The 12,655-nt window shown below is 27.1% G+C and carries 10 protein-coding genes; 9 read left to right on the top strand and 1 reads right to left on the bottom strand.

What is annotated here, in order from left to right:
• Nucleotides 1–90: 90 nt before the first annotated feature.
• A complete protein-coding gene (mfd, locus tag BPP43_RS10545) occupies nt 91–3,681 on the bottom strand; it encodes a transcription-repair coupling factor (RefSeq protein ID WP_015274920.1) in 3,591 nt (1,196 codons plus the stop codon).
• A 143-nt stretch (nt 3,682–3,824) separates the two neighbouring features.
• Between mfd and BPP43_RS10550 the strand changes: the two genes are divergently transcribed.
• From BPP43_RS10550 to lpxB, 9 genes are all read left to right on the top strand, one after another.
• Complete coding sequence (locus BPP43_RS10550) at nt 3,825–5,549, top strand: class I SAM-dependent methyltransferase (protein WP_015274921.1); 1,725 nt, start codon at nt 3,825–3,827, stop codon at nt 5,547–5,549.
• 66 nt (nt 5,550–5,615) lie between these two features.
• On the top strand, nt 5,616–6,155 hold the full coding sequence (locus BPP43_RS10555; RefSeq protein ID WP_013243730.1) for a 5-bromo-4-chloroindolyl phosphate hydrolysis family protein: 540 nt from the start codon (nt 5,616–5,618) through the stop codon (nt 6,153–6,155).
• Between the two features lie 22 nt (nt 6,156–6,177).
• Entirely contained in the window at nt 6,178–7,254 is a 1,077-nt protein-coding gene (locus BPP43_RS10560; RefSeq protein ID WP_015274922.1) for a toxic anion resistance protein, read from the top strand.
• A 2-nt stretch (nt 7,255–7,256) separates the two neighbouring features.
• Nucleotides 7,257–7,853: a 4'-phosphopantetheinyl transferase family protein gene (locus BPP43_RS10565; RefSeq protein WP_014936586.1), complete on the top strand. Its 597-nt coding sequence runs from the start codon at nt 7,257–7,259 to the stop codon at nt 7,851–7,853.
• Nucleotides 7,854–7,946: 93 nt separating this feature from the next.
• Complete coding sequence (locus tag BPP43_RS10570; protein WP_013243727.1) at nt 7,947–8,936, top strand: hypothetical protein; 990 nt, start codon at nt 7,947–7,949, stop codon at nt 8,934–8,936.
• 77 nt (nt 8,937–9,013) lie between these two features.
• Nucleotides 9,014–10,144, top strand: coding sequence for a DUF362 domain-containing protein (locus BPP43_RS10575; RefSeq protein ID WP_015274923.1), 1,131 nt, complete (start codon nt 9,014–9,016; stop codon nt 10,142–10,144).
• 83 nt (nt 10,145–10,227) lie between these two features.
• The gene (gene fabZ / locus BPP43_RS10580) at nt 10,228–10,692 is read left to right on the top strand and encodes a 3-hydroxyacyl-ACP dehydratase FabZ (protein WP_013243725.1); all 465 of its coding nucleotides are present in this window, start codon (nt 10,228–10,230) and stop codon (nt 10,690–10,692) included.
• Between the two features lie 25 nt (nt 10,693–10,717).
• The gene (lpxA, locus tag BPP43_RS10585) at nt 10,718–11,512 is read left to right on the top strand and encodes an acyl-ACP--UDP-N-acetylglucosamine O-acyltransferase (protein ID WP_015274924.1); all 795 of its coding nucleotides are present in this window, start codon (nt 10,718–10,720) and stop codon (nt 11,510–11,512) included.
• Between the two features lie 21 nt (nt 11,513–11,533).
• Nucleotides 11,534–12,655 carry a lipid-A-disaccharide synthase gene (gene lpxB / locus BPP43_RS10590; protein ID WP_015274925.1) on the top strand — a complete coding sequence of 374 codons (1,122 nt, stop codon included), beginning with the start codon at nt 11,534–11,536 and terminating at the stop codon, nt 12,653–12,655.

Genomic DNA, 12,655 nt, shown 5'->3' on the forward strand with positions numbered 1-12,655 from the left:
CTTACTTATAGGATTTGTACTTCTTTGTATTTATGCTATCACTACAAGAATTGTTAATAATAGAAAAGATAAGAATGATAATAATAAAGATTAATTCTCTCTTTTATTAATTTTTATTATTTTTCTTTTTCTTATATTATTTTGCTTATTTTTTCTTTGGGATTCTATATTAGCATCTGCCAAACTTTTTTCTTTGCTTTTGTCTTTATTTTCTTCTTCGCTTTCTATTTCTAATATTACTTCACTTACCTTATTTATTTTCCAAATTAAACTATCATCTACTACTGGTATTATTAATTGATTGAGATTCTCTTTATCAAAATAAACTCCAGAACCTTCTAAAGAAACTAATTTTGAAACTTTCTTAGCATCTATTTTAGAGTATTTATCAAGTTTTATATACATATTATAATGTCCTTCTATCACTGATAATACTCTCACTCTTTTTAGTATCACTTTCAATTTTGCTATACTAAATATATCTTCCATTTCTTTAGGCATTTTTCCATATTTATCTATCATATATTCTTTGGCAGTGTCAATGTCTTCATCACTTTGAGAACGCATTATTAATTTATATACTGATATTTTCTCTTTTGGGTCTGATATATATTCATCTGGTATAAACAAATTATGTTTAAAATCTATAACAGTATCAAAAGTAACTTCTTTTATTTCACCCTTATATTCATTGGTAGCCTCTTCAAGCATTTGAGTATAAAGCTCATAACCAACTTGATAAATCATACCAGATTGTTCTTTTCCTAATATATTGCCAGCTCCTCTTATTTCCAAATCCCTCATTGCTATCTTAAAACCAGCACCAAGGTCAGTATGTTCTGATATGGCTTGAAGCCTTTTATAAGCTACTTCTGTTAATGCTAAGTTTTCAGGATAAAACATATAAGCATAAGCCTCTCTGTCGCTCCTTCCAACTCTTCCTCTTAATTGATAAAGTTCAGAAAGACCTAGTTTATTAGCACTATCTATTAATATAGTGTTTGCATTAGGTATATCAATTCCATTTTCTATTATTGTTGTAGATACTAATATGTCATATTTATGATTAATAAAATCAGACATAATTTTCTCTAACTGAATACCTGTCATTCTTCCATGTGCTACACATATTGAAGCTTTTGGGCATAGTTTTTTTATCATCAAAGCAAATGATTCTATAGTATCTATTCTGTTATACAAATAAAATACTTGGCCATTTCTTTTTAATTCTCTCTCTATTGCGTTTACAACAGTCTTTTCGTTAAACTCCATTACATAAGTTTTTACAGGTATTCTGTTTAATGGAGGCGTTTCTATTATGCTTATATCTCTTATGCCTGTTAATGCCATGTTTAATGTTCTTGGTATTGGTGTTGCAGATAGTGTAAGCACATCAGTTTCAAATCTAAGTTTTTTTAACGCTTCTTTATGTTTTACACCAAATCTCTGCTCTTCATCTATCACTATTAAGCCTAAGTTTTTAAACTTAATATCATCAGATAAAAGCATATGCGTACCTATGATGATATCGCAAGAACCATTTGCTAACATCTCTTTATTTTTTTTAGCCTGTCTTGATGAGATAAATCTATTTAATACTTCTATACGAACAGGGAAATCTTCAAATCTTTTTTTGGCATTATTATAGTGCTGCTGAGAGAGTATTGTAGTAGGGCAGAGTATTGCACATTGTTTACCAGCCATAACAGCTTTAAATATAGCTCTAAAAGCAACCTCAGTCTTTCCAAATCCTACATCTCCACAAACAAGCCTGTCCATCATCTTATCACTTTCCATGTCTGACTTTATATCATTGATAGCTCTTAATTGATCAACAGTTTCCTCATAGTTAAATGAAGCTTCGAAGTCATCTTGCCATTGAGTGTCTGGTCCGTAAATATTTCCATGAACATTAGAGCGAATAGCATATATTTTTATAAGGTCTCTTGCTGTAGCTAAAGCATCTTCTCTTGCCTTACTTTTTATTTTATCCCAAGCACTTCCGCCTAATGCTGTTAATTTTGGCTCTTCTCCGCTTCCAGATATGTATTTCTGTACAAAGTTCATCTGTTCTACCGGTATATAGAGTTTATCTCCTTTGGCATACTCTAATGTTAGATAGTCTTTTTCTTTTCCGTTTGATAATTTACGGGTTAATCCTAAATATTTACCTATACCATAGTTTACATGAACAGCATAGTCGCCTATATTCAAATCAACAAATGTTTCTATTATATTTTTATTTACTTTTGGTATTTTTTTTACTCTTTTTCTTTTTCTTCCAAATACTTCCCAGTCTGCTATAAATATTGTTTTTATATCGTCCTTAATAAAGCCCGATGCAGATTGAGTTGTTATTATATAGAAGTTATTTTTGTTATTAGAGAAATCAAGCTTTTCTTCGCTATCTATTATATTATTTTCTTCTGCTATTTTATTCTCTTCATTATTATCATTTTCTTCTGATGCAATTAATTTTGGCTCTAAATTATCCATTATTTTATAGAATCTTTTTGCCTGGTCATAATGGCTTGTAGAAAGTATAATAAAATAATCTTTCTTTCTATAATCTTTAATATAATCCAAAAACTCTGTTAGTTTTGATTTAAAAGAAACTCCTTCTTCAAAACTAAATTTATGAATATTATTATCCACTATAAAAGGGCTTAAATTAATTGTATTTTTTGCTATCTCTTCAAAATAATTTGTATCTATATAAAGAGAGTTTATATTATCATAAAAAGATTTAAATATATTGTCTATATCATTGAAATTCTCTTCTGTAGTTGATAAAACATTTATAAGTTTATTTTTTAGTTTTAATATATCATCTGTAAATATAATATTTTCATTAGTATAATCAAATATTGTTTGTAAATCTTTATTAAATACTCCAAGTAAGTTTTCACTTCCAGCAAAATATTTACTTTTTTGTATATCATCTTTTAACTCACTATCATTATTTAAAAACTCTTCTACAAGTGAATCTTTGTAAATAGCTTCTCTTACAGGATATATTGTAATCTCTTCAACGTTTTTATATGACTTTCCATCTTCTATATCAAAAAATCTTATACTCTCAACTTCATCATCAAACAACTCTATTCTAATAGGATTATTATAAAGAATAGAATATATATCTATTATACTGCCCCTCACAGCACAAGTTCCAACCTCAGAAACTTCTCTCTCTATCACATATCCTAAATCATATAAATTGAGCCTCAAAGAATCAATATTTAATTTATCATTAACTTTTATATTAATTGTATTATTTTTTAATGTTTCTTTGTTTGGAAGTTTTCTTGAAATAGCTTTTATTGTTGTTATTAAAATAAATTTATCTTCATTAATTAGTTTATATAAAATACTTAATCTGTCTTGCACTATATCTGTAATAGGAGACATTTTAGTAAAAGGTACACTGTCATAATCTGGAAAATAATAATTCTCAATATTATAAAAGTTTAAAGCTTGACTTAAGAGCATAGCTTCATTTTCATCGTCTTTTATAATCATTAAACTTTTGTTTTTATCTTTAAAAAGAGCAGCAAAAAAAAGAGAATCTCCTCCGCCTTTTATGCCATATATATTTTTTACAGTGTTTAAATCAAAAGATTTATATTCTTCGCTGTTTATAAATTTTTCTATTAAGAGATTTGATATTTCAGTATTTTCCATAAATCTAAAACTACAACAAAAATAAATTATTCTATAAATATAAACAATATTTTATTAAATAGCAATATATTATAATATTTGTAATTCTAAATTTTTATTGTATAATTTTATTAATTTTTTGATTTTATTATATTAGAGTTTGTATGTTAAACGAGATAAAAAAGAATATATGTATAATAACTGATATTAATGGTATATATGGCTATGGACATTTTACACGTATGAATCTTATAGCTAATAGATTGGCTGATATATATGATTTTACTTTTTCTTCTATAGATAATGGAAGCGAATTATATAAAAGAGCTGATATAAAAACTATTGAGTTTAATAAGATAGGAGAAATAAAGCCATACATTATAATTGTTGATTCAAGAGAGGTTGAAGAGAAATATATAAGTTATTTAAAAAAGATATCATCTGTTATAATAGTAGATAGTGTTGGAAGCGAGAGGAGGTTGGCTGATATTGTAATAGAGATGCTTCCAAATTTAGATAATTCTAAAGAAGTAAATATTAAGCCATTTATTGCTACAATATTAAATAATTCTATAAAACCTATATATAATGAAGACTCTCCAATACTTGTTTATTTAGGTTTTAATAAACAACTAAAAGATAAAGCTATTCAAATAATTTCAAAGATAACTAATAAAAAATTTGTAGTAATAGATTTTAAAAGAGAAAGTGAGTTTTCTAATATAGAGTATATTGATTTTTCTAAGGATATATTTGCTAATTCATATTCTGGAGTTATAACATATTTTGGGCTTACTGCTTTTGAATGTATAGAGTCAAAGATTCCTACTATTTTATTTTCACCTACTAAGTATCATGATGAATTGGCTAATAAATGCGATGATATATTTTTTAATTTGGGATTTTTTGAAGATGCTGACATTGATGAAAGTGCTAAAAAAATAGAAGCTTTTATAAACGATAAAGAAAAGCAAGATAGTTTAATAGAGAATGCCGAGCAAATAAATACAGATGAATCTATAGAAAGACTAAAGACTATTTTTTCTAATATAAAAGATTTTAAAGATATAAAATGCCCATTTTGTAAAAGCTCTAATATAGAGAGAAAAAACAGAAATTTGGAATCTAATTTATATAAATGTGGTCATTGTAACACTTTATTTAGAAAATATTTTTTATCGCCTTTTACAGATTATTCATCAAAATATTTTGTAGAAGATTATAAAAAACAATACGGCAAAACTTATGAAGAAGATGTTGATAATTTAAGCCGATTGGCAAAGAGAAGAATAGAAAAGATAAAAAAAATAAAACCAAATGGAAAAGTATTAGATATTGGAAGTGCTATGGGTTTTTTTCTTAAAGAGGCTTCTAATTATGGATATATCACTGAAGGTATAGAGATAAGTGAGTATGCTTCAAATTACTGCGTTAATACTTTAAACTTAAATGTGCATAATTGTTCTTTGCTTGATTTTAATTATAAAGAAAAAGAGTATGATATAATTACAGCTTGGTATGTTGTAGAGCATATTTATAATTTTGATAAAATTTTTGAAAATATATTATATTCTCTAAAAGATGATGGTATATTTGCTTTGGCTATGCCTAATGGTTATGGGGTAAGCGGAAGGTTTAATAAAAATTATTATTCTATAGTTCCAAGCGACCATGCATTTGAGGCTAATCCTAAATCTTTGGATATGTTTTTTGCTAAATATTCACTTAAAAGAATTAATTTAGAAAATCAAAGTATTTATTATAATAGATTTACAGATGTATTTAAGATTTTTAAAAACTCTAAACTATCAGAAAAATTATATAAAAAACTCGCACAAAAATTTAATCTTGGAGATACATTTGAGTGTATATATCAAAAGGTAAAATAATATATTGCAATAATCATTTTATTGTTTATAATAAAAGTTAACATATTAATTTTAAAATGGTGAAAAATGGAAGAAGATAAATATATTTTTGAAAAATTAAAATTAAATTTAGACAGAAACTTTCCTGTAGAAAATGATAATCATATAGATAATGATAAAGAATATTCTAATAATAATTTTAATAATTCTAATGATGAAAGTTTAGTAATATTGGAAACAAAAAGAAATATAGAAAAAATAAAAGAGTATTCAAAAGAAATTAATGATGCTGATATTAATCCTGCTTTGGAAGAGATGATTTCTATACTTGATAATATGGTTGCTTATTCTAAGGCCAACAAAGAAGGCGAAAAAAAACTTCAAAAGATAAATGAATATCATCTTCCAACTGCTATAAAAATGCTTAAGTATTATATTGATTTTTGTAATTTACCTGTAAAGAATGATAATATAGAAAAAACTTCTTTAGAGATAGAAGATGCTATAATAAAATTAAATGAAGCTTTAAAAAAAATGCTTCTTGAAATGAATGAAAATAAATTAATTGATATAAATAGCGATATAGATGTATTAAAAAACATGCTTGAAAAAGATGGATTAATATAATTTTTTTTGGAGGTTTTGATTTATGCAAGAAAATAATAATAATTCTTTAAGTTTAGATATTCAAAAAAGTATAGATTCTAAAATCAGTGAGAATGACAATAGCAAAATAAAAGAGTTATCTGATAGTATAAATTTAGAAGATTCTATTTCTATAATGTCTTATGGCTCTGCGGCACAAAATAAAATGGTGCAATTTTCTGAAAATACATTAAGTACTGTGATGAATAAAGATTTGGGAGATATAGGAAACACTATTAGTGATTTAATAGTAGAGCTTAAAGGTTTTGATATAGAAAAAGAGTCTAAAGGGATATTTGGATTTTTTAGAAAGGGTATTAATAATTTGAGCAAGTTAAAAACTAAATATTCTAAAGTAGAAGTTAATATTGACGGTATAATAAAGATATTAGAAAATCATCAAAGAACATTATTAAAAGATATTAGTATATTAGACCAAATGTATGATTATAATTTGGATTATTTAAAAGAGCTTGAATTATATATTAAAGCTGGAAAAGAAAAGTTAAATAATGATATAAATAAAAAAATATTGGAACTTGAAGAAAAAGCAAGACAAACTAACACACCCGAAGATGCACAAGCAGCAAGAGATTATAAAGATTTAGCTAATAGATTTGAAAAAAGACTGCATGATTTAGAGCTAACTAAAGCAGTATCAATACAAACTATACCGCAAATAAGAATGGTTCAAAATAATAATGTAGTGATGAGCGAAAAGATACAATCTACACTTGTTAATACTATACCTTTGTGGAAGAATCAAATGGTTTTAGCTATAGGGCTTCATCATTCTAATGAGGCAGCAAAAGCACAAAGAGCTGTTACTGACACTACTAATGAACTTCTTAGAAAAAATGCTGATATGCTAAAAACTTCTACTATAGAAACAGCAAAAGAATCTGAAAGAGCTATAGTTGATATTGAAACATTAAAACATACAAATGAACAATTAATTTCTACATTGGACGAAGTGATAAAAATACAAAATGAGGGCAGAGAAAAAAGAAAAAATGCTGAAATGGAATTAGTCAATATTGAAAATGAACTTAAAAATAAAATATTAAGCATGAAAGAGTAATTATGATATACTTAAAATATGTTTTTAATAATGAATATAATGGCAATATAGAAAGTTTATCAAAAGAGATGGCTAACAAACATTATAATAAAGATAGTTTAATAATAAAAAGAAATAATAATGGTAAGCCTTATTTTGAAAATGAAGATAATATATTTTTTAATGGTTCGCATAGTAAAGATTTAATTTGTGTTGGAATGTCCGACAGCCTTATAGGTCTTGATGCTGAGTTTATTAAAGAGAGAAAATTTTTTGATATTGCAGGCGAATATTTTTCTTTTAAAGAGCGTAAATTTTTAAAGTCTTCAAAGAAATTAGAAATAGATTTTTTTACTTTATGGACATTAAAAGAGGCTTATATAAAAAAATTTGGTAAGGTTATTTTTGATATAAAAGATTCTATAGAGATAGATTTAGATGAAAGAGTTATATATAATGCTGATAATCTATTTTTTGCTACATTTATTCTTGATGATTCTTATATAATAAGTTTATGCTCTGATATGAAAAATAAAGATGTGATAATAACAACAGATGATTTTAATCTTAATATGTTGTTTTCTTATCCTGTTCTTCCTCAAATAGATATTTCTATATAGTAGTTTAATTTTTAATGCTATTGACTTTTTTTATTCTAGTGTATACAATTATATTACTTGGCGGAGCTTTGAATTTCGCCGAGGAGTTTGAGTATGAAAATAATTACACTAATTTTACTGAATATATTTATACTCTTTAGCAGTAATACACTTTTTTCTCAAGATATAACCTTTAGAGTTACAGGTATATCTGGGGTAGCTTTCATAGAAAAATCTGATAAGTCATTAAGAGTTTTCAGAGGCAGTGAAATACATGAAGGCTATAAATTAACCACAAAAAGTAATACAACAGTAGAGATTACTGTATTAAAAGACGGAAATAATATCGGAAGTGTGTCTTTAAATGAAAAAAGTATTATGATGGTTAATTCTTCTATTTCAGATGAATATTCTTATATATCATTATCTTTACTTCATGGATATTTTACTGTAAGTATAGAAGATGATTATCAAGTACATACAGCAAATGTTTCTTCTATGGTTACATATAATAATGCTGCTGCAAAGATTGAGGTGGCATTTTCTGAAGATGGTTCTACAATTGTCATTCCTATTAACACTAAAGTAAATGTTTATGCTGATAATGATGAACGTATTGTTAATCCTAGAGAGGTTTATATAGCTGAATTTAATGGTAATAATAGAGTGGTAAAACAAGGCAGTGATACAGACCCTTTAGTTTTTTTGAATAACGGCGAAGAAAATGCAAGACTAGATTCTACTTCTACTATAGAAAGCTTAATTTCTGCTATGGAAGATATTTCTCAAAGTGATGCAGCTTCAGTTTCTAGAGTATCTCTTACAGATGTAGATAATGGAGAAAAAGATATTTATGCTTTAGAGATGAAAAGAAATAGAATGATAGCAGGCAATGAAGGATATTATAGCTCTATAGTAAGACTTATTAATTCTGATTCTGTAAGTAAGAATGAGATGATACCTTATGCAAGAAAGTCATTGGGGTTATACAGTGCAAATCAAAGAGCTATTAATAAAATGGATTCTGCATTAACTAGAACACGTGATAAGTTTAACAGAATTAAAAAAGAATTTGACAGCAAAATGTACGGCGTTTCTGAATAATTATAATAATTTTTTTAAGCTTATAATTTTTTATTTCTAATATTTATTAAAAAATCGTTATATTATAAAGGGATTAGATGAGTAAGGTAGTTATAATTAAATGTGATAATTATGATTTGGATATGGTTAAATCTGCAATTAATCGCGGTATAGATTTACTTGGCGGTATAGATTTATTTGTTCAAAGTAATGATAAGGTATTATTAAAACCGAATTTATTAGCAGCGGAAACAGCTGATAAATCTGTAACAACTCACCCTGTAGTTTTTGAGGCTATAGCATCAATTTTGCAAGAGAGGGGCTGTAAAGTTTCTTATGGTGATTCACCTGGAGTTGGGAAGGGAAGCAGTGTTGCTTTGAAAGCTGGTATTGATGAGGTTGCAAGCAGGCTTAATGTAGAATATGCTGATTTTGATGAGCCTGTTGGTGTTAATTTCCCTGAGGGTGTTCAAGAGAAGAGTTTTACTGTAGCTAAACCTGTTACAGAGGCTGATGTTATAATTAGTTTGCCAAAATTAAAATCTCATGCTTTAACTGTGATGACTGGTGCTGTAAAAAACCAATTTGGATGCATACCAGGTTTTAGAAAGGCTGAATATCATTTGAAGCTTCCTGATTTTGAAGATTTTTCTACTATGCTTTTGGATTTAAATAAATATGTAAATCCAAAATTATATATAATGGACGCTATACTTGCTATGGAAGGTAACGGACCAAGAAGCGGTAATCCTAGAAAGGTAAATGCATTATTATTTTCTACTGATGCTGTTGCTTTAGATTATATTGCTTCACAGATTATATCTTTTGATTATAATAATATACCTACTATAAAAATGGGTTTTAAGCATAATTTCTCTAACAAAGATGATATAGAAGTTTTGGGAGATGATATAGAAAGTATTAAGGTTGTTGATTTTAAAAAGCCGCATAAAAGAATAGGCATAGGAAGAAGTTTGATGAAGTTTGCTAATTTTCCTATTGTGAAAAAGATATTTTCTTTTATTATACCTAAGCCTGTTATAGATAAAAATAAATGTGTAAAATGCGGGGTATGTGTTAAGGTTTGCCCTGTTACTCCTTTAGCTTTAAACTTTGATAAAAAAGGTAAAAATTATCCTCCTGAATATTATTATGATAAATGTATTACTTGCTACTGTTGTCAAGAATTATGTCCGCATAAGGCTATATTTTTAAAAAGAAAGTTTTAAATTGCTTGAAGTTTAGTTAATATTATGGTATCATTATACTATATATAATAATAAGTAGAATTTTTTTTAAAAGGTAATGATAAATGGAAAATATTAATATAACTAAAATAATGGAGCTTCTTCCGCATAGATATCCTTTTTTACTTGTAGATAAAGTAATAAGCATAGAAGAAGGTAAAATACATTCTCTAAAAAATGTTACTTTTAATGAACCTCAATTTACAGGTCATTTTCCAGAAAGTCCTATAATGCCTGGTGTTTTAATGGTTGAGGCATTGGCACAAACTTCTGGAATATATTGCTATATGAAATTATTAAAACCTGAAGAAATTGGCAATAAATTTATGTTTTTTGCTAAAATAGATAATGTTAAGTTTAAAAATCCTGTTATACCAGGAGACGTAATGGATATGTTTGTTACTGTTGAGGCTTTTAACGGAACTTTACTTAAAACACATGGTGAAGTTAGAGTAGGGGATAGTTTAGCTTGTTCTGCTGATTTAGGATTATTTTTAGTAGATAGAGAAGCTATGAAGATTAATAAATAATTAATAATAATTGGATAACAAAAAGATGAAAAAAGATATACATGAAACTGCTATTATTTCAGAGTCTGCTAAAATAGCGGATAATGTAAAAATAGGTCCTTATGCTGTAATAGAAGGCAATGTAACTATAGGAGAGAACACTGTAATAGGTGCTCATAGTGTTATAAAAGAATACACTAATATAGGTAAGAACAATATAATTCATGATAATGTTGTTTTGGGTGATTTGCCTCAGGATATACATTTTGATAGGAATACTGTTACATTTTTAGAGATTGGTGATAATAATGAGATAAGAGAGTTCGCCAATTTGCATAGAGCATCAAAAGAAAATGCAAAGACTATAATAAAAAATAATTGTTATATAATGGCTACTGGGCATGTTGCTCATGATTGTGAGATTAATGATAATGTTATTATATGTAATGGCGCTTTGGTTGCTGGACATGTAAAGGTAGGAAAGGGAGCTTTTATTTCTGGTAACTGTGTTGTGCATCAATTTTGTTCTATAGGCGAATATGCTATGATTAGCGGAATGTCTGCTGTTGGTAGGGATATTTTGCCATATGCTTTAACTGCTCATGCTGGTGAAGCTATTATATATAAACTTAATTTAGTTGGAATGAGAAGAGCTGGTTTTACTTCTGAACAGATTAGTCATGCTGAAGAGGCTTATGATATGTGGTATAATTGGAATAAAACAAAGCAAGAGTTTTTAGACACATACTTAAACGATAATAGTTTAAATGATATAGCTAAAAAAATAGTTGTTTTTATATCAGAGTCTAGAAGAGGCATAACGCCAAGAAAAACAGTATAAAAGATAGTAAATAAAATATATATGCGAATATTTATAGCTACAGGAGAAGTATCTGGCGACATTCAGGGAGCCTTGATTGCAAATGAGATAAAAAAATTAGCACCTCAAACCATAATAGATGGATTTGGCGGTGTTGAGATGAAAAAGGCTAATGTTAATATTTTATCTGATATGTCAACATTATCTACTATGGGTATATTTGAAGGTATTAATCCAAAATTTGCTTTCAAAAAACTTGGAGCTTTCAATATATTAAAAGAGTATCTTAAAAATAATAAAGTTGATGTAATGCTTCTTGTAGATAATCAGGGAGTTAATCTTATATTGGCTAAATATTGTAAAAAAAATAATATTCCTTATATTTATTACTTTCCGCCTCATGTTGGTATATGGGGAGAATGGAATGCTAAAAGATTATTGTCTGCTAAAAAAATAATTACCCCTTTTCAATTTGATTATGATGTTTATAAGAAGTATAATTGTAATGTGGTTTACAGCGGGCACCCTTTTGCTGATATTAATTATAATAGGGAAGTATCTCCATTAAATATGGATAAAAAAGAATATACTGTTGGTGTATTATTTGGAAGCAGGTATCAGGAAATTAAAAAACTTGCTCCTGTGTTTATCAAATCTATGAAGATACTTAATGATATGCTATTTGGAAATATAAGGTTTATTATACCTGTTGCTTATCCTGAATATAGAGAGCCTATAGAGAATATTATTGATAATTATAAAGATTTGTTAAATGGAATATGTTATTCTGTGATAGAAAATAAAGATGATGTTTATATATATTCTGATGCTCTTATAATGTCCAGCGGTACAGCTAGTTTGATAGCAGCTTGTTATGGAAAGCCTATGGTTATATGTTATAAGATATCTCATTTAACTTTTTTGCTTGGTAAGTTTTTTACTAATATAAAATATGTTGGCATGCCTAATGTTATGCTTAATGAGGAAGCTGCTCCTGAACTTCTTCAGAGAGATTGCAATCCAAATGCTATTAGCAGTCATATAATAAAATATTTAACAGATAAAGAATATTATGATAAAACTAGTTCTAATTTAATTAGGGTAAGAGAATTACTTGGCGATAAAAATGTATTAGAACGTGTTGCAAAAGAGATTATTAATTAA

The sequence above is a fragment of the Brachyspira pilosicoli P43/6/78 genome (assembly GCF_000325665.1).
Lineage (GTDB): Bacteria > Spirochaetota > Brachyspiria > Brachyspirales > Brachyspiraceae > Brachyspira > Brachyspira pilosicoli.